The sequence below is a fragment of the Luteibacter sp. ME-Dv--P-043b genome (genome assembly GCF_030209605.1).
Taxonomy (GTDB): domain Bacteria; phylum Pseudomonadota; class Gammaproteobacteria; order Xanthomonadales; family Rhodanobacteraceae; genus Luteibacter.
Genome location: NZ_JARVRT010000031.1, coordinates 1 through 26,519, shown reverse-complemented (window position 1 = coordinate 26,519; position 26,519 = coordinate 1). Strand labels below are relative to the sequence as shown.

Here is a 26,519-nt window from a genome sequence, read left to right as displayed (position 1 = left end):
CCCGTTCTTTCCCGCCATGGATCACCTCCACATGGCGCACGCCTTGCGTCTGGCGGAGCGCGGCCTCGCCACCACCCAGCCCAACCCGCGCGTGGGCTGCGTCATCGCCCGCGGCGAGACCGTGCTGGGCACCGGCTGGCACGCGCGCGCGGGTGAGCCGCATGCGGAAGTCTTCGCGCTGCGTGAGGCCGGCACGGCGGCACGCGGCGCCACCGCCTATGTCACGCTGGAGCCCTGCGCGCACCACGGTCGCACGCCGCCCTGCGCCGACGCCTTGATCGCGGCGGGCGTGGCCCGCGTGGTCGTCGCGCACGAGGATCCGTTCGACCAGGTCGACGGGGCCGGTATCGAAAAGCTGCGCGCCGCCGGTATCGGCGTGCAGGTGGGCCTGATGCGCGACGTCGCGCATGAACTCAACATCGGTTTCTTCAGCCGCATCCAGCGCGGCCGCCCGTGGGTGCGCGTCAAATTGGCCATGAGCCTCGACGGCCGCACGGCGCTGGCCGACGGCACGTCCAAGTGGATCACCGGCGAGGCCGCCCGCGCCGATGTGCAGCGCTGGCGCGCGCGCTCCTCGGCCATCCTTTCCGCCAGCGGCACCGTGCTCGCCGACGATCCCCAGCTGACCGTTCGCTTGCCCGACGCCCGGGGTTGCGTGCCGCCGTTGCGTGCCATCGTCGATACCGCGTTGCGCACGCCGGCCGGTGCCCGCGTGCTCGACGGTACGGCGCCCACGCTGGTGTTCCACGCCGCGGAGGCGAACGTACCGGCTCATCTGGCCGGCGTGGCGCGGGCGGTCGTGCGCCGCGACGACCACGGCGGTCTCGACCTGCGTGCCGTGCTGCACGAGCTGGCCCGGCGCGACGTGAACGAGGTGCACGTGGAGGCCGGCCCGGTCCTGTGCGGTGCCTTGCTCGCAGCAGGGCTGGCCGACGAACTGCTGGTCTACGTCGCGCCGGTCCTGCTCGGCAGCAGCGGGCGCCCGATGCTCACCCTGCCGCCGCTCGACGACATGGCGTCGCGCTGGCGCCTGCACACGGTGGACCGCCGGCAGGTGGGCGACGACATGCGGTTGCAGCTGCGGCCGGCGTGAAAACCTATCCGCACGTCCGCTGGGGCATCGTCGGCTGCGGTGCCGTCACCGAGACCAAGAGCGGCCCTGCGTTTGCAAAGGTGAGCGACTCGTCGCTGGTCGCCGTGATGCGGCGTGACGGCGACAAGGCGCGCGATTATGCGGCTCGCCACGGCGTGCCGCGCTGGTACGACGACGCGGCGGCGCTGGTCGCCGATCCCGGCGTGGACGCCGTATACGTCGCCACACCGCCGTCCAGCCATCGCGAGTACGCCCTCATGGCCATCGCCGCGGGCAAGCCCGTGTACATCGAGAAACCGATGGCGATGGACTATGCGGAGTGCACGGCGATCGTGCAGGCCGCGCGGGCGGCCGGCGTGCCCGTCTTCGTGGCCTACTACCGGCGCGCGCTGCCGCGCTTCCTGCGTATCGCCGCGCTGTTGGCCGAGGGCGCGATAGGCACGCCGCGCCTGGTCAACGTGCTGTTGCACCATCCGCTCGAGGCACGCTACCGCGACCCGGCCAACCTGCCCTGGACGGTGCGTCCCGAGCTGTCCGGCGGCGGCATCTTCGTGGATGTCGGCTGCCATACGCTGGACATCCTCGATTTCCTGCTCGGCCCCATCGTCGAAGCGCGTGGCATGACCGCACACCAGATGAACGCTTATCCGGCCGAAGACGCCGTGGCCATGGCCTTCCGTTTCGGCAGCGGCGTGCTGGGTACCGGCTTGTGGAACTTCGGCGCCGACCGCCGCGAGGATCGCGTGGAAATCGTCGGCGATCGTGGCCGGCTGGTCTTCGCCACCTTCGGTGACGGACCGATCGAACTCGAGGCCGGCGAGCGACGCGAAAGCATCCAGGTGGCCAATCCGCCGCACATCCAGCAACCGTTGATCGCCACCATCGTGGCGACGCTGACCGGCAAGGGCGCCTGCCCCTCGACGGGCGACTCGGCGGCGCGCACCAGCCGGGTGATGGACCAGGTGCTCAAGGGCCACCCGCTGCCGACCTGACCGTTGCAATCGGCCGTTCAGGCCGCATGCTATTCTCAGCCGGCTGCTTTCCTCGGGGAGCGGCCTCCACAGCGTCTTCAGGGCGGGGTGCAATTCCCCACCGGCGGTAGGTTTCCGTGAGGAAACAAGCCCGCGAGCGCTCCCGGTCCTGCCGGGAGGTCAGCAGATCCGGTCCGATGCCGGAGCCGACGGTTACAGTCCGGATGAAAGAAGACGGCGTTCGCGCGTCCCTGGCGGGGCGGGCGGCGCCATGCGCCTTGGGGCGTTTTTCGCTCACCACCGCGGGAAACGTTTCATGAAAATCCAGTACCTCGTCGCCGCCTTCCTCCCGGGAGGTCGCTGACATGTTCACCGGCATCATCCAGGCCGTCGGCCGCATCGCGCGGCTGGAACCGCGCGGCGGCGACGTGCGCCTCGTCGTCGATACCGCTCCCCTCGACATGACCGACGTCGCCCTGGGCGACAGCATCGCCGTGTCCGGCGTCTGCCTCACCGTGGTGGCCTTCGACGCCGCCAGCTTCGCGGCCGATGTCTCCAACGAAACCCTGGCGCACACCACCCTCGGCAAGCACAAGGCCGGCGATCCGGTGAATCTGGAGAAAGCCCTGCGCCTGGCCGATCGTCTGGGCGGGCACATGGTCTCGGGGCATGTGGACGGCGTGGGCAAGGTGGTGTCCGTGGCACCGGACGGCCGCTCCTCGCGCTGGACCTTCGAGGTGCCAGGCGAGATAGCGCGCTACATCGCCCACAAGGGCTCCGTGTGCATCGACGGCACCAGCCTCACGGTGAACGAAGTCGGCGGCAACCGTTTCGGGGTGAACCTTATCCCCCATACGGTGGCACATACGGCTTTCGTCGCCCGGCGCCCCGGTGACGCCGTGAACATCGAGGTCGACGTCGTCGCGCGCTATGTCGAGCGGCTGCTCACCGGCGGCGATGCCCCGCGCCTCGACGAGGCTTTCCTGAAACAGCATGGCTTCGCCTGAGGAACCGCCCCGCATGTCCTTCAACACCATCCCCGAGATCCTCGAGGACCTCCGGCAGGGCCGCATGGTCGTCATCCTCGACGACGAAGACCGTGAAAACGAAGGCGATATCGTCATGGCCGCCGAGAAGGTGCGGCCGGAAGACGTCAACTTCATGGTCCGCGAGGCGCGCGGGCTGCTGTGCCTCACGCTGACCGAACGACACACCCGCCAGCTGGGATTGAAGCCCATGGTCAGCGACAACACGTCGCCGTACCACACCAACTTCACCGTTTCGATCGAGGCGGCCGAAGGCGTCACCACGGGCATCTCCGCGCAGGACCGTGCGCACACGATCCGCGTGGCCGCGGCGAAGGACGCGAAGCCCGCCGACATCATCATGCCCGGGCACATCTTCCCGCTGACCGCTCAGGCGGGCGGCGTGCTGATGCGCGCCGGGCACACCGAGGCCGGCTGCGACCTGGCCGCGCTGGCCGGGCTTGAGCCTTCGTCGGTGCTGATCGAGATCCTGCACGACGACGGTTCCATGGCCCGGCGACCGGAACTGGAAGTGTTCGCGGCGAAGCACGGCCTGAAGATCGGCAGCATCGCCGACCTGATCCGTTACCGCCTCGAAACCGAGAAGACGGTGGAGCGCGTGCACGAGGAGGACGTCGATACCGAGTTCGGTCCCTTCCGGCTGGTCGCCTTCCGCGACGCCATCCGTAGTGGCCTGCACTTCGCGCTGACCCGGGGCGATGTGGACGACGGCGAACCGGTGCTGACGCGGGTGCATGTGCGCAACACGCTGTCGGACGTGCTCCACCTTCGCCGTGACGACCTCGGCCAGACCGCGACCGATGCGCTGCGGCGCATCCACGAAGCAGATCGCGGCGTGCTGGTGGTGCTCTCGGGCGAGGACAGCGCCGATGCGCTGCTGGGTCGCCTCAAGCGCCACGCCGTGCCGGTGCCCACGCCCCGCGACGACCAGGAGTGGCGTCAGCTCGGGCTCGGTGCGCAGATCCTTGCCGACCTGGGCGCCCGGCGCCTGCGCGTGATGGGTACGCCGCGTCGCTTCGTCGGCATCGCCGGCTTCGGCCTGGAAGTGGTGGAACAGGTAGGCTGATCCTCCCGCGGGTTGCCTTCCACACCGCGACCCTCTATTGCTACCGCCCTGTGCCACGACCCCGCGAGACCATGCCCCCGACCTACGACATCCGCCTCATCGCCCCCTCCGGTTACCCGCAGTCCGCCGAAGCCATGCGCCGGGGCATCGCCCGGCTGGAAGCGGCCGGCCACCGCGTGACCGGCCAGGAAGTGCTCGCACGTCGCGATCTGCGCTTTGCCGGCAGCGATGCCGAGCGTGCGGCCGACCTCAACGCACTGGCCGATCCCTCGCGCGATCTTCCGGATATCGCCCTGGCGATCCGCGGCGGTTACGGCGCGCATCCGCTGTTGCCGCTGCTCGATTACGAGGGGCTGGGCCGCCGCCTGCGTGGCGCGCCCGTGGCCCTGTTGGGCCTGAGCGACTTCACCGCGTTGCAATGCGCGCTGTATGCGAAGAGCGGCCTGGTGACGCTCGGCGGGCCCATGCTGGGGGGCGATTTCGGCGCGGCCAGCCTCGATGCCCAGACCTGGGCGCATGTATGGGAGACGCTGGCGGCGGAAGAAGGGCAGGCGACGTGGGATGCGCCGGAAACCTCGGACATCCACGTCGAAGGCACCCTTTGGGGTGGCAACCTGGCCATGCTGGCGGGGTTGGCCGGCACGCCGTATTTCCCGGCGATCGACGGCGGCATTCTCTACGTGGAAGACCTGGCCGAGCCGCCCTATCGCGTGGAACGCATGCTCTACCAGCTGCTGCACGCCGGTGTGCTGCGACGCCAGGCGGCGCTGGTCGTGGGCGACTTCATCAACTACCGGGTGACGGAATACGACAACGGTTACGACGTGGACGTGGCGCTCGACCGCATCGCCGCCGCGAGCGGCGTACCGGTCGTCCGCGGGCTACCCTTCGGTCATGGCCCGCGCAAGTTCACCCTGCCGTTCGGCGCACCGGGCCGGCTGCATGTCGCCGCCGGACAGGCCCGCCTCACGTTCACCGGCCATCCCCGGCCGAAAACCCCGTAAAATACCCGGCCGCCCGGCGGCCGTTTCGCCACAGGACATGCGTACATGAAGATCATCGAAGGCGATTTCGCCACCCCGAAGGGCCGTTTCGCCATCGTCGCGGGTCGTTTCAACAGCTTCGTCGTCGAGCCGCTGATCGAAGGCGCGCGCGATACGCTGGTCCGCCACGGTGTGAGCGACGATGCGATCGACCTCATCCGGGTGCCCGGCGCCTGGGAGATCGCACAGGCCGCCTACAAGGTCGCCGGCGCCGGCGGGTACGCCGCCGTGATCGGCCTGGGCGCGGTCATCCGTGGCTCCACGCCGCATTTCGACTACGTGGCCGGTGAGGCCGCCAAGGGCCTGGGCCAGGCCGCCTATACCTCGGGCGTGCCGGTGGCGTTCGGCGTGCTGACCACCGACAGCATCGAGCAGGCGATCGAGCGTGCCGGCACCAAGGCCGGCAACAAGGGCAGCGATGCCGCCATGGTGGCCATCGAGATGGCCAACCTCTATACGAAGCTGGCCCGATGAACAGGCCTCCGCACGGGATCGACCTGGCTGCCCGCTCCCGCGCGCGCCGTCGTGCGCTGCAGGCGCTGTACGCGTGGCAGGTGGGTGGCGCGAAGATGGGCAACGTCATCGAGCAGTTCCGCCACGAGCAGGACATGGTGGTGGCCGACCTCGAATACTTCGAGGACATCCTGCGCGGTGTCGAGCAGCACGTGAAGGAACTCGACGACGGCATCAAGCCCTTCGTCGATCGCGAAGTCGCGCAGATCGATCCCATCGAACTGTCCGCCCTGCGCATGGGTGCCTACGAGCTTAAATACCGTCCGGACGTTCCCTACCGCGTCGTCATCAACGAGGCGGTGGAAGCCACCAAGCGATTCGGCGCCGACCATGGCCACAGCTATGTGAACGGTGTCCTCGACAAACTCGCGACGCACTGGCGTACGGCCGAGAAGCGATCCTGAGCCCACCGCGAATCCCCGCGGGACAAGGAACCTGCATGGAATTCGACCTGATCGACCGCATCCGCCGTCACACCAGCGTCCATCGCGACGATGTGCTGACGGGGATCGGCGACGATGCGGCCGTAGTGGCTGTGCCCGCCGGGCGTGAACTGGCGATCGCGGTGGACACGCTGGTGGAGGGTATCCATTTTCCGCCGGGCACCGATCCGGCGGACATCGGCTGGAAAGCGTTGGCAGTGAATCTTTCCGATCTGGCCGCCATGGGGGCCACGCCCGCGTGGGCGCTGCTGGCGCTGACCACGCCCGATGGCGACGAAGCCTTCTTCGACGGCCTGGCCCGCGGTTTCGCCGAACTGGCCACGCCGTATCGCCTCGCGTTGATCGGCGGCGACACCACGCGTGGGCCGCTGACGGTCACCGTCGCGGTCCACGGCTTTATCGCGCCGGGCGAGGCCTTGCTGCGCTCCGGCGCGCGCGCCGGCGACGTCGTGATGGTCACCGGCACGCTCGGTGACGCGGCCGCCGGATTGCGTTGCCTCGAGGAAAACGACATCACGCCCTACGCCGGCATGATCGAGCGTCTGAACCGGCCGGTGCCGCGGGTGTCGGCCGGGCAGGCGTTGCGCGGGGTGGCCACCGCCTGCATCGATATCTCCGACGGACTGGTGGCCGACCTCGGCCACATCTGCACGGCCAGCGGCGTGGGCGCGTCCATCGACGCCGCCTTGCTGCCGCGCTCGTCCGCGCTGCTGACGCATTTCGCCGAGGCCGATGCGCAGGATTTCGCGCTGGGTGGCGGCGACGACTACGAGCTGTGCTTCACCGTACCCGCCGACAAAGCGGCCGAGGTGGGCGCCGTGCTCTCACGGCTCGGCTGCGGCGCCACGCGCATCGGGCGCATCGTCGAAGGGGCGGGCGTGCGCGTGGTGGATGCCGCGGGCGAAACCCTTGCGCCGGCGCGCAGCGGCTGGAACCACTTCGCGGCATGAGCACCAAGTACGTCCTCGATTCGGCCGACCGCCGCCGCCTGCTGGCCTCGCCGGCGGGCTGGCTTGCCTGCGGGTTCGGCTCGGGCCTGACGCCGAAGGCGCAGGGTACGTTCGGCTCGGCGGCGGCGATCCTGCCGTGGCTGCTGCTGCGCGACCTGCCGCCGCTCGCCTGGCTGGCCATCCTGGTGGTGAGCTTCGCCGTCGGTGTGTGGGCGTGCGAAATCGCCGGGCGCATCCTCGGCGTGGCCGACCATCGCAGCCTTGTCTGGGACGAGTTCGTCGGCCAGTGGATCGCCTTACTGCCCGCACTGCTTGCCCCGTGGTGGGTGGTGCTGGCCGGGTTCGCCCTGTTCCGCCTGTTCGACGTGTGGAAGCCCTGGCCGATCGCGTGGTTCGATCGTCGGGTGAAGGGTGGCCTGGGCGTCATGCTGGACGATGTCATCGCCGGCATCGTCGCTGCGGCCGTGCTGTCGCTGGTCCTGTTCTTCGTTCGCTAGGAATACCCCGATGGAATACCGCCGTCTCGGTTCGACCGGCCTCAAGGTGTCCGCGCTGTCTTACGGCGCGTGGGTGACGTTCGGCCGGCAGGTCGGGCGCACGCAGGCTCGCGAACTGATCGCGCTGGCTTACGACCGTGGCGTGAACTTCTTCGACAATGCCGAAACCTACAACGCGGGTGACGCCGAGCGCCTCATGGGCGACGTGATCGCCGACCTGCGCTTGCCGCGCGATGCGTATACGGTGTCCAGCAAGGTCTACTTCGGGGCGGTGACCGATCCGAAACCCACCCAGCGCGGCCTGTCGCGCAAGCACGTGTTCGATGCGTGCCACCAGGCGCTGCAGCGCCTGCGCGTGGATTACCTCGATCTGTACTTCTGCCACCGTGCCGACCCCGATACGCCGATCCTGGAAACCGTGCTCGCCATGGATGCCCTGGTCCGGCAGGGCAAGGTCATGTACTGGGGCACCAGCGAATGGACGGCCGTGCAGATCGAAGAGGCGCATCGCGTGGCCCGCGAGCACCACCTCATCGCGCCGTCGATGGAGCAGCCGCAGTACAACCTGCTGCATCGCGAACGGTTCGAGCGGGAATACGCGCCGCTGTACGAGCGCTATGGCATGGGCACCACGATATGGTCGCCGCTCGCGTCGGGCCTGCTGACGGGCAAGTACAACGACGGCGTGCCGGACGATTCGCGCCTGGGCCAGCCGGGCAATGCCTGGTTGCGTGACGAAAAGCTCGAAAACGACGGGACTTGGCTGCACACCGTGCGTGCCCTGGCGCCGATCGCCGCCGACCTCGGTCTGCCGCTGGCCACGATGTCGCTGGCCTGGTGCCTGAAAAACCCACACGTCTCCACCGTGATCCTCGGCGCCAGCCGCACGTCGCAGCTGGAAGCCAACCTGGGGGCGCTGGATGCGGTGTCCCTGCTGGATGACGACGTGATGCGCCGCATCGACGGCGTGTTGGGTCAGAGGTCGCCGTAGAGCGCCTGTAGCGCGGCGATGGCGGCCAGGCCCGCCGTCTCCGTGCGCAGGATGCGCGGGCCCAGCCTCAGGCCGGTGAACCCGTGCGCGGCCAGTGCCGCGCGGTCGCGCTCGCCGAAACCGCCCTCCGGCCCGATGGCGAGCAGGGCGGGGCCGGCAAGGGCCAGCTCCCCGGGGCGCCGCGTGCCCTCGGGTAGCAGGGCGAGCCGCATGGCGCTGTTGTCGCCCAGGGCGGCCAGCCAGGTCGCCATCGGCACGGCTGCGTCCACCTGCGGCACCCGCGCGCGGCCGGATTGCTCGCAGGCGCTGGCGGCCACGGCGCGCCAGTGCAGCAGGCGCTTCTCGCCGCGCGCGGCATCCAGCTTCACCTCGGACCGCTCGGTAAGGATCGGCACGATGCGGGCGACGCCGAGTTCGGTCGCCTTCTGCACGATCAGGTCCATCTTCTCGCCGCGCGCCACGCCCTGCACCAGGGTCAGTGCCAGCGGCGATTCGTTGTGCACAGGGCGGCCCTCGCCCACGCTGGCCACCACCTCGCGCTTGCCGACGCTGGTCAGGATCGCGTCGAACTCCATGCCGTCATGCCCGGAGAACAGCACGACGGGCGCGCCGGCTTCCATGCGCAGGACGCGTGCGACATGCTCGCCGGCCTGGGCGGGGAGGGTAACCTCGACGCCGCTGGCCAGGCGCGTGTAGACATGGATGCGGATCGTGCGCATGGTTTGGCCTTCTGTCACGGAACGTGCATTGTAGCCAGCCGCGCGGCCCGCTATCGTCGCTTCATCGGGGACGGAGCCACGTTATGCCGATCGCCTGGTACTTCGATTTCGTCTCGATGTTCACCTGGCTGCAGTGGTCGGCGGTACGCGAGTTGGCAGGCCAACGTGCCGCTGAAATTTCCGCCGGCCCACCCCTTCAATCCGCTGCCGGCCCTGCGCCTGTGCATTGCCGTGGGCACCACGCCGGATGCGGTCGGCGCCATCTTCGAATGGATCTGGGCCCATGGGCGGGCGGCGGATACGCCAGAGGCGATCCAGCCGCTGGCTACCTCGCCGGGTATCGGCGACGTGGGCATCGCGCACTCGGCGCCCGACGTCAAAGCCGGCCTTCAGGCAAATTTCGAGCAGGCGATCTGCGACCAGGTCTACGGCGTTTCCGACGCTGGCTATTGGCACCGAGCTGTTCTGGGGTGCCGATGCGCACGCGTTTGCGATGGATTACCTCGCTCATCCCTAGCTGTTCGATGACAGTGAGATGGGGCGACTTGGCGATCTGCCGATCGGGCGGTCGAAGATCCGATAAGGCCTTCTAAAATCGAAACTGTCTACGGTTTAAAAAAACGGATTTTCAGAATTTTCGCGTAGTAAGGCGCATGGCCCGAAAGCTAGGCTTTGCTTGCGGCCGTCGAATGGCGTGACGTCATTCGGCACCTGCATCGTGAATCTACGGAGTCGGGCAGATGAAGAGAAAATGGAATCGCGCTAAAGCAAGCTTATGGATGCTTGCTGCACTCAGCTTAGTAGTGGGGACGGAACTGCCGGGCGCGGTAAAGGCAGATGACCGAAGTCAGGTTTCGGTGTCGTCTATGGGCATCGATGTCCGCCGTGATGTCGAGCGTCGCGTCGACGAGGTCGCAAATCGCATAGCGAACTCGAAGTCCTTCTTTGAGGAAGATCATCTCCCTATCCATATCAAATCCAAATTTGATCCTGTGGGGCAGTCCCTTCTCATGGAAGTGGATGAAAGGTTTGGGCCGGTTTCCGGCTACCTGGAAATGGAAAACCTCCAGTCGGAAATTGCCAACGAGATTTGGCCGCTGCTGGAAGGTATTCATGGGTTCCAGGGGCTTGATTGGCGCTACGGTGGGAAAGACTTGTACTTCTGGTTTCCCGGCGACAGGCGGGAGCCCAAAAAATCGAAACGAACAAAGCGCACTAGCAGGAACGGTCTCGGGTCAGTCTTGATCAACGACGGACATGGTTACTACTACCACCATGGATATCGCGACTGGCGATTCCAGCGAGAACCTGCGAATGGAATTATCGAGGACCGGATCACGTCAGAGATTGCTACTCCACTATGGGCGTGGCTAAGCATGGACGGCGTGGCTGTGAAAAGTAGCCGGGAGTCGTCTTTCGGCAATCATGAGCCGAGCGGCAAGCCTCTATATCTGATGGCTGCTCGCTACCTTCTTGAGCGCTCCCTTCCGGATAGGCCGGATATCTGGCATTCGTTGCCCGATGATGTGAGCGACTTGCGGGAGTATAAGGAAGATATTCGAAGTCGGCCGCTGTTCGCAAATGCGCTTGGCGTGGACGCCATGATAAGCATTCACACCAACGCTTCGGATAACGCCAGTGTACGGGGTACCAGGGTCTTCGCTCAGCCCAGTCGCCCCGAGTCGGCTGAGTTTGCATCCATGGCCCTCTGCTACATGCGTGAACATATTCATGCGAGCAAAGCATACAAGGATTTTGCGGTCGCACCGACTCCCCAGTTTTCCGACAAGGGTGAGAATCGCCTCGCGGATATGCCGGCGATTATCGTCGAGCTGGGCTTCCATACAAACGCCGGAGACGCCGCAGCATTAAAAGATCCACTTTTCGTCGGAAGCGCGATGAGGGGTTTGGCCAAGGCCTATCGTCTCTTCCGTAATGGCGAACATTGCGAGGAGTTCGCCGTTGGGGTTCCAGACAGAGCAGAGAGCATGGTCGGTGACGTAACCCAGCTTCCCATTACGTGGACCGGGCATCCAGATTATCCGATGAACGTCATTGCTGAGCGAGGATGGGCTATGGTGCCCGAAGCCCCGGCTGAGAAGCGCGCCGATCTTAGTTATCAGTGCCTTGACGACGACGTAGCTAGATCTCCGTTCACACTGAACGTCGTAGGAAGAGACTTCGCTGGCATTGAGACAAAACCAGCGGAAATCATCATGACTTGTCTTCCCAGGCCCGGCATAGGCGTCACGCAGCGATAGGTAACCGTGCGGCTACCAGGTGGCAGCGCATAGCTTTGAGTCGATGGCGTGATGAATTACCGTACACGGCAGTTCGTCACGCCACAGCCTTACCAATTCCCGCGATCGCCGTATCCACCATGAGGTCAATTTCGCCCTCCGTGATGCAATACGGCGGCATGAAGTAAACGATGTTGCCGAGTGGCCGCAGCAGCGCGCCGCTCTCCAGTCCATGGCAGTACACGCGCAGACCGCGACGGTCGGCGGCCGGGAACGGTATACGTGATGCCTTGTCCGCAACCAGCTCGATCGCGGCGATCATGCCGGTCTGGCGGACATCCGAGACATTAGGGTGATCGACCATGGGAGCAATGCGCTTGGCCATGTGTGCGGCCAGCACGCGGTTGCGCTCGAGCACCGGGTCCTCGCGGAAGATCTTCAGCGTGGCCGTGGCCGCGCGACAGGCCAGCGGATTGCCGGTGTAGCTGTGCGAGTGCAGGAAGGCCTTGCCGGCCGCGTATTCGGCGTAGAAGGCCTCGTAGACGTCGTGGGTGGTGAGCACCGCCGACAACGGCAGGAAACCGCCGGTCAGGCCCTTGGACAGGCACATGAAGTCCGGCGACACACCGGCCTGTTCACAGGCGAAAAGGGTGCCGGTGCGGCCGAAACCGACTGCGATCTCGTCGGCGATGAAGTGCACGTCGAACTCGTCGCACAGCGCGCGCAGGCCGGTGAGGTACGAGGCGTCGTACATTCGCATGCCGCCGGCGCACTGCACCAACGGTTCGACGATGACGGCGCAGGTCTCGCGGGCGTGCCGTTCGAGGATCGAGCGCATCTCGCCAAGACGGCGCGCCGCGATGTATTTCGGCGACTCGCCCGGTTCGCCTTCGTAGGTGTCAGGTGAGGGCGCGAGCTCGGGCGTGAGCAACAGCGGCGCATAGGTCTTGCGGTACAGCGCCACGTCGCTGACCGAAAGCGCGCCCAGCGTCTCGCCGTGGTAACTGCCGGTGAGGGCGATGAACCGGGTTTTCTCGCCATGGCCGCGGTTGAGCCAGTAGTGGAAGCTCATCTTCAGCGCCACTTCGATGGCCGCGGAACCGTTGTCGGCCAGGAACACGCGATCCAGGCCCGGCGGCGTGATGCGCACCAGTTCCTCAGCCAGTTCCACGGCGGGCGCGTGGGTGAAGCCGGCGAAGATCACATGCTCCAACTGGTCCAACTGGTCCTTCACCGCGCTGGCGATGCGGGGTTCGGCATGGCCGAACAGGTTGGTCCACCAGGAACTGACGGCATCGAGGTAACGCCGGCCGTCGGTGCCGACCAGCCATGCCCCTTCGCCGCGCGCGACGGGTACCATGGGCAGGGTTTCGTGGTCGTGCATCTGGGTGCACGGGTGCCAGAGGACGGAAAGGTCGCGCGCGACGAGCGTGTCGGCCGCCTGGGAAGCGAAAAGGGTCTCGGTCATCGGCCCATCATCGCCTCCGGGCCGCCGTGCCTCAAGTAAGGAGTGTCGAGGTGATGGTTTGAAATGGCTTCGTCGGATCGCCCTGGGCGTCGTCCTGCTGCTGCTTGCCGGCGGCCTGTTCTACTGGTTCCTGCCTGCCGGCGTGGCCGTGCCGCTGTTCGCCTCACGCGCCAAGGGCGTGGTGCTGGACGATCTGTCCGGCACACTGTGGGACGGCCGTGCGGGCCGCGTCACCGCACGTGACGGCCGCGAACTGGGCCAGGCCAGCTGGCACCTGGGTCGTGACGCCATCCTCGGCCGCATCCACCTCCAGTTGCACATGGACGGTCGCGCCGGTCGCTTCGACGGGCATCTGGAGCGTACCGAGCCCGACACCGTGCACTGGACGGGCGTCGACTTCCGGCTGGATGCCGCGGCGCTGGCCGGCCCGGCCTCCCCGCAGGATCTGGCACCGCTGGGCGTGCTCGAAGGCCACATCCCACGGGCCGATCTCCAGGGCAACTGGCCGCTGGCGCTGGAGGCGGTCGTCCGTTGGCACGCCGCGGCCGTGCGCACGCCGGAAGGCGTCGTGGCGCTGGGCGACCTGGCCCTGAAAGCGGCCAGCACCGGTGGCGTGCTGCGTGCCACGCTGGCCGACGACGGCCACGGGCCGCTGGCCGCGAACGCGGCCCTTGCCGCCTCGCCGCTGGGCTGGCGCCTCGACGGTCGCCTGGCGCCGCGCGCTCCCGACACCGCGCTGTCGCATCTCATTGCCCGTTTCGGCCCGCTGGGTCGCGACGGTGCCGTCAACCTCCAACGCAAGGCCGGGCTCGCCCCCGCGAACACGCCATGACCGATACCCTCGACACCGCGCTTGCCGCTGCCCGGGAAGCCGCGCAGGCCGCGGCGGAGATCATCCTGCATTACTGGCGCTCGGGCGTGGAGGTGATCGTCAAGGGCGACGACACCCCGGTGACCGCCGCCGATCGCGAAGCCGAGATGGCGATCCGAGGCATCCTGGCCGCGGCCCTGCCGGAGGCGGGCATCTACGGCGAGGAATACGGTGCGGACGACACCTCGCGCGAGTACCTCTGGCTGGTGGACCCGCTGGACGGCACCAAGAGTTTCGTCCGCCGCACGCCGTTCTTTTCCACGCAGATCGCGCTGATGCATCGCGGCGAACTGGTGCTGGGCGTGTCCTCGGCCCCCGTGTACGGCGAACGCATGTGGGCGGTGCGTGGCCGTGGCGCCTTCCTCGATGGCGAGCCGGTCCGCGTGGCGCCTACCGCCCGACTGGCGGAGGCGTCGATTTCCACGGGCAACGTGAAGACGCTCACGGCCGACCGCCGCTGGGATGCCCTGGGCGGCCTGATCCGCGACAGCAACCGCATTCGCGGCTACGGCGATTTCTGCCACTACCACCTCCTGGCGCGCGGCTCGCTCGACCTGGTCATCGAGTCAGACGTGAATATCCTCGACATCGCCGCGCTGGCGGTGATCGTCACCGAGGCCGGAGGCGTCTTCACCGACCTGTCCGGTGCCGCGCCGGGTCTGGACACGCGCAGCGTGCTGGCCGGCACCCCTGCGATCCATGCCGAGGCGCTGGTCCGGCTCACCGACGGTACAATCGACCGATGAACAAACGCCCGACGATCCTTGCGACGCGCGATGCGTCCACCACGCACTTCCGTCACGCGGAGGAAGTGGACCTGGAGTTCTCCAACGGCGAGCGCCGCACCTTCCAGCGCCTGAAAAGCAGCGGCCACGGGGCCGTGCTGATCGTGCCCATGCAGGACGCGGACACCGTGCTGCTGGTGCGCGAATACAGCGTGGGCGTGGACCATTACGAACTGGGTGCGCCCAAGGGCCGCATGGATCCCGGCGAAACCGTGGAGGAGGGCGCCAACCGTGAACTGAAGGAAGAAGTGGGCTTCGGTGCGCGCAAGCTCACCTTCCTCGGCACGCTGTCGCTCTCGCCCGCCTACATGACCCACCGCATCCACGTGGTGCTGGCCGAAGACCTCTACCCGGAACGCCTGCCCGGCGACGAGCCGGAAGAACTGGAAGTCATGCCCTGGCGCATGGACAACCTGCACGAGCTGATCGCCCGTGAGGATGTCACTGACGGTCGTTCCATCGCCGCGTTGTTCATGGCCCGCGAATACCTCGCCGGCCGCTACAAACCGGCATGACGGTGGCCCACGCGGATTGGCTCGACCCGGTCTGTGCGATCGCGCGCGAGGCGGCCGATGCCATCCTGGCCATCTATGCGCACGACTTCGAAGTGGTGCGCAAGGACGACGATTCCCCGGTGACCGCGGCGGATCTCGCCGCGCAACGTGTCATCGCCGAAGGGCTGCACACGCTCGCCCCCGGCGTTCCGGTCATTTCCGAGGAAGCCCTGGCAGCGCCGTGGTCCGAGCGCCGCACCTGGCGCCGCTACTGGCTGGTGGACCCGCTCGATGGCACGCGTGAGTTCGTCAAACGCAACGGCGAGTTTACCGTCAACATCGCGCTGGTCGAGGACCACCGACCGGTGCTGGGCGTGGTGCTGGTGCCGGTCTCGGGCGATCTGTATGCCGCGGTGTCCGGGGGCGGTGCGTGGCGCCAGCGCACGGCGGATGCACCACGCGAGGTGCTGGCCACGCGGCCGGCCAATGGGCTGCTGATGGTCACCGGCAGTCGCTCCTACGGCGTCGGCCGCACCATGACGCTGCTGGATCGCCTGGGTCCGCACGAGACCTTCGCCCTGGGTTCGTCGCTGAAGTTCTGCGTTATCGCCCGTGGCGAGGCGGATCTCTACCTGCGCCTGGGCGCCACCTCGGAGTGGGACACGGCGGCGGCACAATGCGTGCTCGAGGAAGCCGGCGGCGCGGTGCTCGACCTGGCCGGGCGCCCGTTCCGCTACAACACGCGCGATTCGCTGATCAATCCCGAGTTCATCGCCTGCGGCGACACCACGGTGGACTGGGCAGCGCGCCTGATCGATCCGGACGACGCGGCATGAGCCGCCCTGTGGACGACCTCATCGCCATCATGGCGCGCCTGCGCGATCCGGTCACGGGCTGCCCGTGGGACGTGAAGCAGGACTTCGCCTCCATCGCGCCCTACACCATCGAGGAAGCGTACGAGGTGGCCGACGCGATCGACCGCCACGACATGCACGACCTGCGCGACGAACTGGGCGACCTGCTGTTGCAGGTGGTCTTCCATGCGCGCATGGCGGAGGAAGCCGGGCACTTCGCCTTCGGCGACGTGGTGCAGTCCATCTGCGAGAAGATGGTCCGCCGCCATCCGCACGTGTTCGACGAGGTGACGCACGAAAGCGACGCCGCGCGCTCGCGCGACTGGGACCGGTTGAAGGCGGAAGAGCGCCGCTTGAAAGGCGGCGACGATACCAGCGCGCTCGCCGGCATCTCGCATGGCCTGCCCGAATGGCAGCGTGCGGTGAAACTGCAGAAGCGTGCCGCCAACGTCGGCTTCGACTGGCCCGATCATCGGCCGGTACTGGACAAGATCGTCGAGGAAATCGACGAGGTGCGCCACGAGTTCGACAACGGTGCGGACGAGGAACGCCTCACCGATGAAATCGGCGACGTGCTGTTCGTCGCGGCCAACCTGGCGCGGCATGCGAAGGTGGACGTATCGCGTGCATTGCGCGGTGCGAACGCGAAATTCGAACGCCGCTTCCGCGGCATGGAAGCCATCGCCGCCGGTGAAGGACGCACGCTGGCGTCGTACACGCTGGAAGAACAGGAAGCCCTCTGGGCCCGCGTAAAAGCCATGTAGGAGCGCACGATGTGCGCGATCCCCCAGCCCTCATCATGCGAATGAGGCGAGATATCGGCACAGGCGGGGGCTTGATGGGTGGCGCGTATGGATGAACGGTGCGGCATCGTCGCTTTGTTGGCTTTTCGCGCACATCGTGCGCTCCTACAACAAAGCGTGCGCTCCTACGGCGCGGCGGTCGTAGGAGCGCACGATGTGCGCGATGCCTCCGGGTTATTTCGCGTCAGGCGTCTTCGCGGCCATGCGCTGCTGCATGTGCTGCCTGAAGGCCTCCATCTCCTGGTGACGCTTCTGGTCCTGGGCGAGGTTTTCGTCCAGGCTCTTGCGCAACGTGGCGATGGCCGCATCGACGTTCTGCGGTTGCATCTGCGCGCGGGCCAGGTGACGGTAGGCGTAGTCGCGGACCATCGGGTTCTGCGACTTGGCCAGCACCTCGTTGTAGAGCGCCGGCAGCTCCTTCTGGCGGCCGGTGCTCACGTAGAGGCGCTCGAGCGAGCGGAGGTCGCCGATGACGCCGGCGTTTTCCATGCCGCCGTGGCCGTGACGGCCCCAGCCGCCGCGATCGCCGCGGCCATGGTCGTCGCCCTTGTTCCACTTCGGGCCGCCTTGCGGGCCCTGCGCGGCATTAGCGGGCGGCGCCATGCGCGCGGCCGGGGCGGGCGGAGCCTGGGGAGCGGCATCCTGCGCATACGCGAAGGCGGCCGAGCCGGCAAGGAGGAGGGAAGCGGCACTGGCGAGAAGGGTCTTGCGTTGCATAGGGTATCTCCCGGTTGGACTTGCACGATGAAAAACGTGCCGCCCGGCAAGCCGTTGACCAAGCCGTTGCCGGCCGCTCAGGTTCGCGTGAAGGCCCTTGCAACCTTTTTCGCGCGGGCGGCATCCATTCCTGGTTGCCACCCATCACTGAAGGGGATTCCCCATGCGCTACCTGGTTCTCGCCTCGCTCCTGCTGCTGCCCGCTGTCGCCCTGGCGGACAACGTGCCCTCCTGCGCCTTCCATGCGGACCGCAATCTCGATCTCGACCTCTCGGGGGTGCGCGCCGTGCGCTTCGTGGTCAACTCCTATGATCTGTCCGTCCAGGGTGGATCGGCCGCAGGCAAGGGTACCCTCCGCGGCAAGGCCTGCGGCTCCGACCAGAAGATCGTCGACAACCTGATCGTCACCCAGGAGAAACGCGGCGACACCCTGGTCGTGGAACTGACCGAGAAGGACAAATCGTGGTCGGGCGGCTGGGGCAACCATTACAGCTACCTCAAGGTGGAAGCCACGATTCCCGCCAGCCTGCCGGTGACCGTCGAAGCCGGCTCCGGTGACGTCAAGCTGCGCAGCATCGCCTCGCTGGACGTCGGCGCCGGGTCAGGCGATATCGAGGCATCGGACGTCAAGGGTGCCGTGCATGCACGCATCGGATCGGGCGACGTGAAGGTCGACGGTGCCGGGTCGATGAGCGTGGATTCGGTCGGTTCGGGTGATCTGACGGCCCGCCAAGTCCATGGCGACGTAAGGATCGGCACGGTCGGCTCAGGCGACGCCAAGCTCACCGATGTGGATGGCAGCGTCGACGTGGGTACGATCGGCTCGGGCGATCTCGGCGTCGATGGCGTGAAGGGCAACCTGACCGTGCGCAAGAAAGGCAGCGGCAACATCGAGCAGCATGGCGTCGCCGGCAAGGTGAACATACCCGCCAGCCACGACGACTGATCTCGGCGCGTCCCGTCGCGTGGGGGCACGCGGTGTCGGTCTGTACATCCGGGCGACACCGCGTGACGTTATGATCCCGCCCTCTCTGGCGGAATCCATTCCATGACGTGGCTACCCGACTCGTTGCGCAACCTGCGCCGCGACGTGCTTTTCCTTGTCCTCCTGGCGGCCGCCGTGGCATTCGCGGTAGCCCAGCCGTCGCGGATCGCGAGCTGGCCCGGCCTGGTGGACTGGCCGACCATCGCCACCCTCACGGGCCTGCTGATCCTGACCAAGGCGGTGGAACACAGCGGCGCGCTGAACGTCGCCGGCCGCTGGCTGATCGACCGTACCGCCACCCGGCGGATCGCCGCACTGGGCCTGGTCGCGCTGACCGCGCTGCTGTCGATGCTGCTGACCAACGACGTGTCGTTGTTCGTCATGGTGCCGCTCACCCTGAGCATGTGTCGCATCGCCCGCATGCCGGCGACGCGCCTGGTGATTTTCGAGGCACTGGCCGTCAACGCCGGCTCGATGCTCACCCCGATAGGCAATCCGCAAAACCTTTTCCTGTGGCAGCAATGGGGCAATGGCTTCGGCGGGTTCGTGCTGGCCATGCTTCCCCTGGTGGTCATCGTGCTCGTGCTGTTGCTGGCAGTCACCGCGATGGCGTTTCCCGCCGAGCCGCTGGAAGTGCACGACGGCACCGAGCACGCGGTGGAGCGGGGCCTGCTGGTCACCGCAGCGGTCCTCTACCTGCCGTTCCTGGTGCTGGCGGACCTGCACCACGAGCTATGGGCGCTCCTGGGCGTGCTGGCCGTTTTCCTGGTGTTCCGCCGCCGCGTGGTGGCCGCGATCGACTGGGGGCTGCTGCTGACCTTCGTGCTGATGTTCATCGACCTGCGCATGCTGGCCGGCCTGGAGACCATTCGTTCGTTCATCGGCGGCCTCGGCCTGGATATTCCGTCGCACCTGTACGTCACGGGTGCGCTGGCCTCGCAGCTGGTCAGCAACGTACCCGCAGCCATCCTGCTGGCGGAGTATTCACACGACTGGCGCACCATCGCGTTCGGCGTGAACGTGGGCGGCTTCGGTTTCGTGCTTGGCTCGCTGGCCAACCTGATCGCCCTGCGCCTGCTGGGCGAGCGTAAGGCCTGGGTCACGTTCCATCTGTGGTCCACGCCTTTCTTCATCGTCGTCGGCCTGATCGGCTGGGCGCTGTTGTAGGAGCGCGCGATGCGCGCGAACCCTCAGGAGGGCTATGGCGAATGAAGCCGGACACCAAACCGGGCGGGCGTTTTTAGACGCCCGACAAAGCCGGTTTTATCGGGCGTAACGCCGGCTTGTGCGTCGCGTCAGGCATCGTTCGCCATAGGAATGGTGAGGGTTCGCGGACATCGTCCGTTCCTACACGCATACACATGCCGGACGTGGTTAGACCGGGCGGTTGCCCTGCGCACCCGTGTTGCTGTTGCCTTTATCGTGTGCCTTGATGAAATCGCGCACGTCGGGGTACACCACTTCGCGCCAGCGGCGGCCGCTGAAGATGCCGTAGTGTCCGGCGCCCTCGATGGTGATGTGCTTCTTACGCTTCTTCGCAATGCCTTTGCATAGTCCGTGCGCGGCTTCCGTCTGGCCGGCTCCGGAAATGTCGTCCAGTTCGCCCTCGATGGTGAGCAGGGCGGTGTCCTTGATCTTCGCCGGCTGGACCAGCTCGCCGTGGATCTCCCACGTGCCCTTGGGCAGGCGGTGCTCCTGGAACACGGTCTCGATGGTGTCGAGGTAATACTCCGCCGGCATGTCGAGCACCGCGTTGTATTCGTCGTAGAACTTGCGGTGCTGCTCGGCGTCGTCGAGGTCGCCCTTGCGCAGGTTTTCGTAGAAATCCCAGTGCGACATGACGTGCCGGCTCGGGTTCATGGCGAGGAAGCCGGCATGCTGCAGGAAGCCTGGATACACCTCGCGGCCTGCGCCAGGGTACTGGTAGGGCACCTTGTGGATCAGCTGGTTGCGAAACCACGACAGCGGGCGCGTGGTGGCCAGGTTGTCGACGCTGGTCGGGCTCTTGCGGGTATCGATCGGGCCGCCCATCAGCGTCAGCGTGGCCGGGGTGGCTTCACCACGTGCCGCCATCAGCGAGACGGCGGCCAGCACCGGCACGGTGGGCTGGCAGACCGACACCACGTGCGCGCGGTGTACGCCCACGTGACGGATGAATTCCTCGATGTACGCCACGTAGTCGGCCAGTGAGAACGAGCCGGCGTCGAGGGGAATCATGCGGGCGTCCACCCAGTCGGTGATGTACACCTTGTGGTCGCGCAGCAGGGTGCGCACCGTATCGCGCAGCAGCGTGGAGTGGTGGCCCGACAGCGGGGCGACCACGAGCACGGCGGGGTCGTTCTTCATCGTGTCGACCGTGGCCTGGTCGTCCGAGAAGCGCTTGAAACGCTTGAGCGTGCAGAACGGCTTGGCCAGCGCTACCTGTTCCACGATGGCCACGTCATGCCCGTGGGCGTGCACGCTGTGGATGTCGAACTCGGGCTTTTCGTAGGCCTTGCCCAGCCGGAACATCAGCTCGTAACCCGCGGCGGCGCGGTCGGCGCCAGGCATGCGGGCAAACGGGCTGGCGGCATCGCCGAACATCTTCGCGCTCGCCTCGGCCCAGTAGGTCAGCGGGCTGAGCATCGAGCGTTGCCATTCGTGCATGAGATAGAGCATGCCGATTCCGGAAGGGGCGGGGAGGGTGGCGCATCATAACCAGTTGCGCCGCGCCATATGTAAAGCCCCTGTTTTTGCTCGATTTAAGTGGCGGCCTTGCGGCAGACCAGCAGCACTTCGTCGACGCCGGGGCCTGGCTCGAAGCCGGGCGTGAAGGCCAGCGCCTTCTGGAACCGGATGCCCAGGGGCATGAAAACGCGGTTGTACCACCACATGGCGCGCGCGCGTTGGTGGGTCAGGTACCACTGACCCAGGTCGAGCAGCTTCGACGACTTCGGCTGCATGCCGTAGACGGCGCTGCGCTCGATCGTGAAGCCGTGGCGGGCCAGCAGGTCACGGATGGCATCGGGCTCGTAACGGCGGTAATGCCCGACGAAGTCGTCGAACGCCGTCCAGGCGTCGGGATGCAGCGGTACGGAGATCAGCAGTCGGGCGCCGGGTTCGGCCACGCGCGCCAGCTCGCCCAGCGCCCCCTCGTCATCCACCACGTGTTCCAGGATGTCGAAGGCACAGACGAAGTCGAAGCTGGCGTCACGGAAGGGCAGGGCGCCGATCATGGCGTTGGCCACCCGTGCGCCGTGCCGGCCCAGCTCGGCCAGGGCCGGGCGGCTGAGGTCGACGAACTGGGTGCCTTCCAGGGGCAGCCGTGGGCGCAGGCCCGGGGCGACCTCCAGCCGGCGGGTGGTCTGCGCCGTCAACTCGGCCACCAGCGGCCACGTATTGAAGCGGTCGGGCGAGAACAGCTTGGCCTCGGACCACAGCGCGTCGTAGAAGCGCTTGTTGCTGCCGATCAGGTCGGCGTCGGTCCGCGTGGCCGTCGAGCCCGAGGTGAATGATGCGATGGTCATGCGTTACCTCGGGCGGGACGGGGGTATCAGCGCAGGCGGGACAGCTCGCGCAGCAGCGGCAGGCGTCTGATGCGTACCGCGGTGGCGCGGAACACGGCGTTGGCGAGAGCGGGTGCCGCCGAGGGTACACCGATCACGCTGGCCCCGGTGGGCTCGGCCGTGGACGGCACGATCACGGTTTCCACCTCATAGGGGAGGGGTTGCGTGGCCGCCAAGGGGTAGTCGCGGAAGCCCGTCTGCTGCACCCGGCCGTCCTTCACCGTGATGGCCAGGTTGAGCGCGGTGGACAGGGCGTCCATGGTGGCGCCCTGCAGCTGGGCCTCGAGGCCGAGCGGATTGACCACGCGACCGACATCGGCCACGCAGACGGCACGGTGGATGTCTATGCCTTCGCCCGACGGTGCCACTTCGATGGCATGGGCCACGTAGGCGCCGAAAACATACGAGCAGGCGATGCCCAGGCCGTTCTCGCTGCGCAGCCAGCGGCTCCAGTCGATTTTCTCGGCGGCCAGTTTCAGTACGTTGGCCAGGCGGGCGGTGTCGATCGGGCCGCCGCGACCGCTGTAGGGCAACTGGCGCCCGTCGCCCAGCATGCCGAGGCGGAAGTCGAGCGGGTTCACCTTCAGCAGGTTGGCGATCTCGTCGATGAAGCTTTCCGACGCGAAGGTGGGGGTGACGTTGGGCGAACCGCGCCACTCGCCGCGCGACAGCTGCGACGGCAGCGGGTACCAGTCGCTGCGGAAGTTCGGCACCAGACCGGCTGGCAGCGCGTCGGCTACCAGCTCGGACTGCCACAGGCGGTTGTCGGGCGTGTTGCGGCCCGCCAGCGCCGATGGGCTGGCCATGCGCTGGTGCCAGCCCACGATAGCCTTCTTGCGATCGATGAAGGCGTTGAGGCGGTGCACGGCCAGCGGACGGTAATAGTCGTGCGCCAGGTCGTCGTCGCGAGTCCACAGCAGCCGGACCGGACGGTTGCGGATCGCGTCGTCCTTCTTCGCCAGGGCCACGGCCACGGCCTCGGCGATGTAATCCTGGTCGAGACGCCGGCCGAACGCGCCACCGCCGCGTGGGACCTGGATGTCGATCTGGTCCGGCCGGAAGCCGGTCATCCGCTGGACCACCGCATAGGCGGCGCGCGGCGACTGCGTCGCGGCGATGACGGTGATGCTGGTGTCCGGATCGAGGCGGACGACACAGTTGGGTGTTTCCGCCGTGGCGTGGGCCACCCACGGCTGGAAGTACGTGGCTTCGAGCGTGCGCGCGGCCTTCTTGCGGATGGCCGCGATGTCGCCGTCGCTGCGCACGGTGCTGGGCGTGGCGGCGTCATCGGCGAACAGTTCGAGGGCTTTTTGCTCGAGCGTGTAGGCGTTGGGCTCCTGCGTGGCACCCGGCTTCCACTTCGCCTTGAGGGCGACACGGCCGGACAGGGCCGCCCAGGTGTCGCTGGCCAGGACGGCGATGGCCGGTGCCTGTGGCGTACTGCCGGGCGCCTGGCCCTGCTCGGGCGTGATGTCGATGATGTCGTAGACGCCTTCGACTTTCTTCGCGGCATCGCGGTCCGCACTGTCCAGCGTGCCACCCGGGTACGGGCAGCGCGCCAGCACGGCGACCACGGCATTGCCGACGGTGTCGTCGGCGGCGTAACGCAGTTGCCCGGTGACGGCGGCGCGTGCATCGACGTCGCCCGCCGGCTGGCCGATGAGACGGTACTGGTCGGCCGCCTTCAGCGGGGGCGGCGTGGAGGGCGCATCCACCGACGCGGCCGCGGACGCCAGGTCGGCGTACGAGAGGCGACGACCGTCGCTGGCGATTACCGCGCCGTTCTCGCTGCGCAGTTGGTCGGCAGGCAGGCCGAGCCGCCGTGCGGCGGCCTGCAGCAGCAACCAGCGGCCGAGCGCGCCGGCCTGGCGCAGATCCGCCCAGGCGGCGGGAATGCTGCTGGCATCGCCGCTGCGCTGGCGTCCGTAGATGAAATCCGGCTCGCCGTTGCCCGATCGCACGCCCAGGCCCAGCGGTTCGACGATCACCTGGGACCAGTCGGCATCCAGTTCCTCGGCGATGATTCGGGCCAGCGAGGTGGCGGTGCCTTCACCGTTGTCAGGATCGCGCACGCCGATGTACACGCGGCCGTCGGCGGCCACGCGCAGGTAGGGGCCGACCTGCGCCCATGCATCGCCGAGCAGGCCCACGGGCGGCGGACGATCGAGCGCTTCCGCCGTGCCGATGCCGATGACCAGCGCACCGGCGGTGCCGGCGGCGTACTTGAGGAAGCGGCGACGGGACAGCCGGACTTCGCCGCTCATGCCTTGCCGTCCTTCATCGTGCCGGCCGCGCGCTTGATCGCCTTGCGTATGCGGCCGTAGCTGCCGCAGCGGCAAAGATTGCCGATCTTGTCGATGTCGTCGTCGGAGGGGTTCTTCTGCCGGGAGAGCAGATCCACCGCCGCCATGATCTGGCCCGGCTGGCAGAAACCGCACATGATCGCGTCCTCGTCGATCCAGGCCTGCTGCACGGGATGCAGCTTGCCGTCCTTGCCGGACAGGCCTTCGACCGTGGTGACGCGCTTGCCGGACAGCTTGGCCATCGGGGTGTGGCAGGCCGCGACGGCGCGACCGTCGACGATCACCGTGCAGAAGCCGCAATCGCCCTGGTCGCAGCCGTACTTGGCGCCGGTGAGGCGAAGTACGTCGCGCAGGTACCACAGCAGCGGCATGGTCTTGTCGCCGGTGTGCCTGTAGCGCTTGTCGTTGACGATGAGGTCGATGCCTTCGCGTACGGGCGTGGGCGCCGGTTGCGCGGCATCCTGCGGGGTGGGAACGGGTACGGGCGACGTCGGACCTTGCTGTGCCATCTGCTTTCCTCAGCTTAACCGGGTCATTGTGGCATCGGTGCCCGTGATCAGCGAGCGAGTTTACTGAACAGGCGTCGCCAGACCGCATAGACGGGCAGGCCTGCGAGCACCACCAGGCAGACGACGCACGCGCTCAGCGGCTTGTCCAGGGCATAGGCCACCACCACTGCGACTACCGTGGCCATGAAGACCAGTGGCAGCAGCGGATAGGCCGGTGTGGCGAAGGCCGGGCGTTCGCCGCCGTGGCGGCGGTACCAGAACAGCGTGGCGATGGTGACGGCGTAGGCCGCCCAGTCGCCGAACGCGGCAAAGTCCAGCAACTGGCCGTAGTTGGCTCCCAGCACCAGCACGATCGCCCACGCCGCCAGCGCCATCAGCGCGATATTGGGCGTGCGGTAGCGGGGATGCAGTCGGGCCACGCTGGCGAAGAACAGGCCGTCCTCGCCCATGACCTGCAGCACGCGGGCGCCCGCCACCAGGGTGATGTTGCAGAACCCCAGCGTGGACACGGCGATGCCGATGGCGATGACCCGCGCACCGGCCGTGCCGAACACGCGGCTCATGACGTCGGCGGCAGGCGCCTGGCTGGCGGCCAGCCCGTCGTGGCCGAGCACCGCCATATAGGCGTAGTTGGTCAGGACATAGGCGGCGATCACCACCAGCATGCCGAGCACCAGGGCGCGCGGCAGGGTGCGCTGCGGGTCACGCACCTCACCGGCAAGGTTGTTGAGGTAGCTGAAACCCGAGAAGGCGAACAGCACCGGGAGCAGGGCGCTGGCCAGGCTGCCGCTGGTGGGCACGACACCCGGCGCCAGCGCTTCGGTGTTGCCGACGCCGGCGAAGGCCAGCCCGGTGACGACCAGGGCGGCGATCGCCAGCAGCTTGAGGATGGAGAAGACGTTCTGCACCTGGGCGCCGAAGCGGATGCCGAACAGGTTCAGCCCGGTCACGAAGATCAGCGCGCCCACGGCCAGCGGCTTGACCAGGTCCGGCGACAGGCCGAACACCGAGGTGGCATAGGTACCGAAGATGGTGGCCACCGCGGCGCTGCTGCCGCTGTAGATCACCAGCAGCATGGTCCAGCCGAAGAGGAAACCGGCCAGGCGGCCGAAGGCCTCGCGCAGGTAGACGTAGCTGCCGCCCGCCTGCGGACGCCGCGCGCCCAGTTCCGCGTAGCAGAGGCAGCCGATCAGGGTGAGCAGGCCACCACCGACCCACAGCCCCAGCAGCACCCAGCCGGACGACGTGCGCTGCGCCACGATGCCGGGATTGAGGAAGATGCCGCCACCGATGATGCCGCCGACGACGATGAGGGCGGCATCCATGAGCGTGAGGCGGCGGGCGTAGCCGGGATTTTCCATGTGTCGTGGTCGGTTTCGGGCAAAGACGGGAGGATGGCTTGGGATGGCGGGTTTGTAAAAGGTTGTTGATGGCTTGGAGCCTTGGGGCCTTGGGGCCTTGGAGCCTTGGAGCCTTGGAGCAAGAGCCGGCGGGTAGCCCCCTCGGTGCCACGCCTGCGGCGACCCGTCAAGGAAAGGCCGCTCCGCGGCCGTTTATATATTGCCCTTCGGGCCGGGTCGGGCTTCGCCCGGGGATTTTCGATTCGCCATCCA

The 26,519-nt window shown here is 67.4% G+C and carries 27 protein-coding genes and 1 riboswitch; of the genes, 19 read left to right on the top strand and 8 right to left on the bottom strand.

All coding sequences use genetic code 11. The features are described 5' to 3' along the window. Window positions 1-31 precede the first annotated feature (31 nt). The 10 genes from ribD (at window position 32) to QRN34_RS15475 (ending at window position 8,613) form a co-directional block, all read left to right on the top strand. Window positions 32-1,093, top strand: coding sequence for a bifunctional diaminohydroxyphosphoribosylaminopyrimidine deaminase/5-amino-6-(5-phosphoribosylamino)uracil reductase RibD (ribD, locus tag QRN34_RS15520; RefSeq protein WP_285405811.1), 1,062 nt, complete (start codon window positions 32-34; stop codon window positions 1,091-1,093). Next, window positions 1,090-2,085 (top strand): Gfo/Idh/MocA family oxidoreductase, encoded by a 996-nt coding sequence (locus QRN34_RS15515; protein WP_285405800.1) that lies wholly within the window; start codon window positions 1,090-1,092, stop codon window positions 2,083-2,085. The genes ribD and QRN34_RS15515 overlap by 4 nt, the downstream gene beginning before the upstream one ends. Before the next feature lie 69 nt (window positions 2,086-2,154). Continuing rightward, window positions 2,155-2,304: riboswitch (FMN riboswitch) on the top strand. A gap of 125 nt (window positions 2,305-2,429) precedes the next feature. Beyond that, the gene (locus QRN34_RS15510; protein WP_036137371.1) at window positions 2,430-3,071 is read left to right on the top strand and encodes a riboflavin synthase; all 642 of its coding nucleotides are present in this window, start codon (window positions 2,430-2,432) and stop codon (window positions 3,069-3,071) included. 13 nt (window positions 3,072-3,084) lie between these two features. Further along, complete coding sequence (gene ribB, locus QRN34_RS15505) at window positions 3,085-4,176, top strand: 3,4-dihydroxy-2-butanone-4-phosphate synthase (protein WP_036137370.1); 1,092 nt, start codon at window positions 3,085-3,087, stop codon at window positions 4,174-4,176. 71 nt (window positions 4,177-4,247) lie between these two features. Next, the gene (gene ldcA, locus QRN34_RS15500; RefSeq protein ID WP_285405799.1) at window positions 4,248-5,180 is read left to right on the top strand and encodes a muramoyltetrapeptide carboxypeptidase; all 933 of its coding nucleotides are present in this window, start codon (window positions 4,248-4,250) and stop codon (window positions 5,178-5,180) included. Between the two features lie 45 nt (window positions 5,181-5,225). Then, complete coding sequence (ribE, locus tag QRN34_RS15495; RefSeq protein ID WP_285405798.1) at window positions 5,226-5,693, top strand: 6,7-dimethyl-8-ribityllumazine synthase; 468 nt, start codon at window positions 5,226-5,228, stop codon at window positions 5,691-5,693. Further along, on the top strand, window positions 5,690-6,136 hold the full coding sequence (nusB, locus tag QRN34_RS15490; RefSeq protein ID WP_285405797.1) for a transcription antitermination factor NusB: 447 nt from the start codon (window positions 5,690-5,692) through the stop codon (window positions 6,134-6,136). The genes ribE and nusB overlap by 4 nt, the downstream gene beginning before the upstream one ends. A 35-nt stretch (window positions 6,137-6,171) precedes the next feature. Then, on the top strand, window positions 6,172-7,125 hold the full coding sequence (gene thiL, locus QRN34_RS15485; RefSeq protein ID WP_285405796.1) for a thiamine-phosphate kinase: 954 nt from the start codon (window positions 6,172-6,174) through the stop codon (window positions 7,123-7,125). Further along, window positions 7,122-7,622, top strand: coding sequence for a phosphatidylglycerophosphatase A (locus tag QRN34_RS15480; protein WP_285405795.1), 501 nt, complete (start codon window positions 7,122-7,124; stop codon window positions 7,620-7,622). Before thiL ends, QRN34_RS15480 begins: the two co-directional genes overlap by 4 nt. Before the next feature lie 10 nt (window positions 7,623-7,632). Continuing rightward, window positions 7,633-8,613 (top strand): aldo/keto reductase, encoded by a 981-nt coding sequence (locus QRN34_RS15475; protein WP_285405794.1) that lies wholly within the window; start codon window positions 7,633-7,635, stop codon window positions 8,611-8,613. Here QRN34_RS15475 and QRN34_RS15470 read toward each other — a convergent pair. Continuing rightward, window positions 8,598-9,332 (bottom strand): 16S rRNA (uracil(1498)-N(3))-methyltransferase, encoded by a 735-nt coding sequence (locus QRN34_RS15470; protein ID WP_285405793.1) that lies wholly within the window; start codon window positions 9,330-9,332, stop codon window positions 8,598-8,600. The two genes, QRN34_RS15475 and QRN34_RS15470, sit on opposite strands and share 16 nt — an antisense overlap. Window positions 9,333-9,497: 165 nt before the next feature. Between QRN34_RS15470 and QRN34_RS15465 the strand changes: the two genes are divergently transcribed. Both QRN34_RS15465 and QRN34_RS15460 read left to right on the top strand, forming a co-directional pair. Then, window positions 9,498-9,860 (top strand): hypothetical protein, encoded by a 363-nt coding sequence (locus QRN34_RS15465; protein ID WP_285405792.1) that lies wholly within the window; start codon window positions 9,498-9,500, stop codon window positions 9,858-9,860. Window positions 9,861-10,072: 212 nt separating this feature from the next. Further along, window positions 10,073-11,593, top strand: coding sequence for an N-acetylmuramoyl-L-alanine amidase (locus QRN34_RS15460; RefSeq protein WP_285405791.1), 1,521 nt, complete (start codon window positions 10,073-10,075; stop codon window positions 11,591-11,593). A 76-nt stretch (window positions 11,594-11,669) separates the two neighbouring features. Here the strand turns inward: QRN34_RS15460 and QRN34_RS15455 are convergent, their stop codons facing one another. After that, complete coding sequence (locus QRN34_RS15455; protein WP_285405790.1) at window positions 11,670-13,040, bottom strand: adenosylmethionine--8-amino-7-oxononanoate transaminase; 1,371 nt, start codon at window positions 13,038-13,040, stop codon at window positions 11,670-11,672. Window positions 13,041-13,098: 58 nt separating this feature from the next. Here QRN34_RS15455 and gspN point away from each other — a divergent pair, with 58 nt between their 5' ends. The 5 genes from gspN to mazG are packed head-to-tail and all read left to right on the top strand — an operon-like array spanning window position 13,099 to window position 16,808. Further along, a complete protein-coding gene (gene gspN / locus QRN34_RS15450) occupies window positions 13,099-13,872 on the top strand; it encodes a type II secretion system protein N (protein WP_285405789.1) in 774 nt (257 codons plus the stop codon). Further along, the gene (locus QRN34_RS15445) at window positions 13,869-14,657 is read left to right on the top strand and encodes an inositol monophosphatase family protein (RefSeq protein ID WP_285405788.1); all 789 of its coding nucleotides are present in this window, start codon (window positions 13,869-13,871) and stop codon (window positions 14,655-14,657) included. The genes gspN and QRN34_RS15445 overlap by 4 nt, the downstream gene beginning before the upstream one ends. Next, a complete protein-coding gene (nudE, locus tag QRN34_RS15440) occupies window positions 14,654-15,211 on the top strand; it encodes an ADP compounds hydrolase NudE (RefSeq protein WP_285405786.1) in 558 nt (185 codons plus the stop codon). Before QRN34_RS15445 ends, nudE begins: the two co-directional genes overlap by 4 nt. Then, a complete protein-coding gene (gene cysQ, locus QRN34_RS15435; protein ID WP_285405785.1) occupies window positions 15,208-16,026 on the top strand; it encodes a 3'(2'),5'-bisphosphate nucleotidase CysQ in 819 nt (272 codons plus the stop codon). The genes nudE and cysQ overlap by 4 nt, the downstream gene beginning before the upstream one ends. Continuing rightward, window positions 16,023-16,808: a nucleoside triphosphate pyrophosphohydrolase gene (mazG, locus tag QRN34_RS15430; RefSeq protein WP_285405784.1), complete on the top strand. Its 786-nt coding sequence runs from the start codon at window positions 16,023-16,025 to the stop codon at window positions 16,806-16,808. The genes cysQ and mazG overlap by 4 nt, the downstream gene beginning before the upstream one ends. Window positions 16,809-17,021: 213 nt before the next feature. Here mazG and QRN34_RS15425 read toward each other — a convergent pair whose 3' ends face one another. Next, window positions 17,022-17,564 carry a hypothetical protein gene (locus QRN34_RS15425; RefSeq protein WP_285405782.1) on the bottom strand — a complete coding sequence of 181 codons (543 nt, stop codon included), beginning with the start codon at window positions 17,562-17,564 and terminating at the stop codon, window positions 17,022-17,024. 163 nt (window positions 17,565-17,727) lie between these two features. On the opposite strand from QRN34_RS15425, the gene QRN34_RS15420 reads away from it, so the two are divergent. Together QRN34_RS15420 and QRN34_RS15415 are read left to right on the top strand one after the other, a co-directional pair. After that, window positions 17,728-18,510 (top strand): DUF4097 family beta strand repeat-containing protein, encoded by a 783-nt coding sequence (locus QRN34_RS15420; RefSeq protein WP_285405781.1) that lies wholly within the window; start codon window positions 17,728-17,730, stop codon window positions 18,508-18,510. A 102-nt stretch (window positions 18,511-18,612) separates the two neighbouring features. After that, complete coding sequence (locus tag QRN34_RS15415; protein WP_285405779.1) at window positions 18,613-19,716, top strand: SLC13 family permease; 1,104 nt, start codon at window positions 18,613-18,615, stop codon at window positions 19,714-19,716. Window positions 19,717-19,923: 207 nt separating this feature from the next. Here the strand turns inward: QRN34_RS15415 and phaZ are convergent, their stop codons facing one another. The 5 genes from phaZ to QRN34_RS15390 all read right to left on the bottom strand — a co-directional run bounded on the left by phaZ (window position 19,924) and on the right by QRN34_RS15390 (window position 26,267). Continuing rightward, entirely contained in the window at window positions 19,924-21,207 is a 1,284-nt protein-coding gene (gene phaZ, locus QRN34_RS15410; protein WP_285405777.1) for a polyhydroxyalkanoate depolymerase, read from the bottom strand. Between the two features lie 83 nt (window positions 21,208-21,290). Beyond that, window positions 21,291-22,055, bottom strand: a complete 765-nt coding sequence (locus QRN34_RS15405; protein WP_285405775.1) for a class I SAM-dependent methyltransferase — start codon at window positions 22,053-22,055, stop codon at window positions 21,291-21,293. A gap of 26 nt (window positions 22,056-22,081) precedes the next feature. Further along, window positions 22,082-24,358: a molybdopterin cofactor-binding domain-containing protein gene (locus QRN34_RS15400; protein ID WP_285405773.1), complete on the bottom strand. Its 2,277-nt coding sequence runs from the start codon at window positions 24,356-24,358 to the stop codon at window positions 22,082-22,084. Then, window positions 24,355-24,906, bottom strand: coding sequence for a (2Fe-2S)-binding protein (locus QRN34_RS15395; RefSeq protein ID WP_081916297.1), 552 nt, complete (start codon window positions 24,904-24,906; stop codon window positions 24,355-24,357). The genes QRN34_RS15400 and QRN34_RS15395 overlap by 4 nt, the downstream gene beginning before the upstream one ends. 47 nt (window positions 24,907-24,953) lie before the next feature. Then, the gene (locus QRN34_RS15390; RefSeq protein ID WP_285405770.1) at window positions 24,954-26,267 is read right to left on the bottom strand and encodes an amino acid permease; all 1,314 of its coding nucleotides are present in this window, start codon (window positions 26,265-26,267) and stop codon (window positions 24,954-24,956) included. Window positions 26,268-26,519: the final 252 nt, after the last annotated feature.

Coding starts and splice junctions, on each gene's coding strand:
- ribD (WP_285405811.1), top strand. CDS start 32: ATGGCGCACGCCTTGCGTCTGGCGGAGCGCGGCCTCGCCACCACCCAG.
- QRN34_RS15510 (WP_036137371.1), top strand. CDS start 2,430: ATGTTCACCGGCATCATCCAGGCCGTCGGCCGCATCGCGCGGCTGGAA.
- ribB (WP_036137370.1), top strand. CDS start 3,085: ATGTCCTTCAACACCATCCCCGAGATCCTCGAGGACCTCCGGCAGGGC.
- ldcA (WP_285405799.1), top strand. CDS start 4,248: ATGCCCCCGACCTACGACATCCGCCTCATCGCCCCCTCCGGTTACCCG.
- ribE (WP_285405798.1), top strand. CDS start 5,226: ATGAAGATCATCGAAGGCGATTTCGCCACCCCGAAGGGCCGTTTCGCC.
- nusB (WP_285405797.1), top strand. CDS start 5,690: ATGAACAGGCCTCCGCACGGGATCGACCTGGCTGCCCGCTCCCGCGCG.
- thiL (WP_285405796.1), top strand. CDS start 6,172: ATGGAATTCGACCTGATCGACCGCATCCGCCGTCACACCAGCGTCCAT.
- QRN34_RS15480 (WP_285405795.1), top strand. CDS start 7,122: ATGAGCACCAAGTACGTCCTCGATTCGGCCGACCGCCGCCGCCTGCTG.
- QRN34_RS15475 (WP_285405794.1), top strand. CDS start 7,633: ATGGAATACCGCCGTCTCGGTTCGACCGGCCTCAAGGTGTCCGCGCTG.
- QRN34_RS15470 (WP_285405793.1), bottom strand. CDS start 9,332: ATGCGCACGATCCGCATCCATGTCTACACGCGCCTGGCCAGCGGCGTC.
- QRN34_RS15460 (WP_285405791.1), top strand. CDS start 10,073: ATGAAGAGAAAATGGAATCGCGCTAAAGCAAGCTTATGGATGCTTGCT.
- QRN34_RS15455 (WP_285405790.1), bottom strand. CDS start 13,040: ATGACCGAGACCCTTTTCGCTTCCCAGGCGGCCGACACGCTCGTCGCG.
- QRN34_RS15445 (WP_285405788.1), top strand. CDS start 13,869: ATGACCGATACCCTCGACACCGCGCTTGCCGCTGCCCGGGAAGCCGCG.
- nudE (WP_285405786.1), top strand. CDS start 14,654: ATGAACAAACGCCCGACGATCCTTGCGACGCGCGATGCGTCCACCACG.
- cysQ (WP_285405785.1), top strand. CDS start 15,208: ATGACGGTGGCCCACGCGGATTGGCTCGACCCGGTCTGTGCGATCGCG.
- mazG (WP_285405784.1), top strand. CDS start 16,023: ATGAGCCGCCCTGTGGACGACCTCATCGCCATCATGGCGCGCCTGCGC.
- QRN34_RS15425 (WP_285405782.1), bottom strand. CDS start 17,564: ATGCAACGCAAGACCCTTCTCGCCAGTGCCGCTTCCCTCCTCCTTGCC.
- QRN34_RS15420 (WP_285405781.1), top strand. CDS start 17,728: ATGCGCTACCTGGTTCTCGCCTCGCTCCTGCTGCTGCCCGCTGTCGCC.
- QRN34_RS15415 (WP_285405779.1), top strand. CDS start 18,613: ATGACGTGGCTACCCGACTCGTTGCGCAACCTGCGCCGCGACGTGCTT.
- phaZ (WP_285405777.1), bottom strand. CDS start 21,207: ATGCTCTATCTCATGCACGAATGGCAACGCTCGATGCTCAGCCCGCTG.
- QRN34_RS15405 (WP_285405775.1), bottom strand. CDS start 22,055: ATGACCATCGCATCATTCACCTCGGGCTCGACGGCCACGCGGACCGAC.
- QRN34_RS15400 (WP_285405773.1), bottom strand. CDS start 24,358: ATGAGCGGCGAAGTCCGGCTGTCCCGTCGCCGCTTCCTCAAGTACGCC.
- QRN34_RS15395 (WP_081916297.1), bottom strand. CDS start 24,906: ATGGCACAGCAAGGTCCGACGTCGCCCGTACCCGTTCCCACCCCGCAG.
- QRN34_RS15390 (WP_285405770.1), bottom strand. CDS start 26,267: ATGGAAAATCCCGGCTACGCCCGCCGCCTCACGCTCATGGATGCCGCC.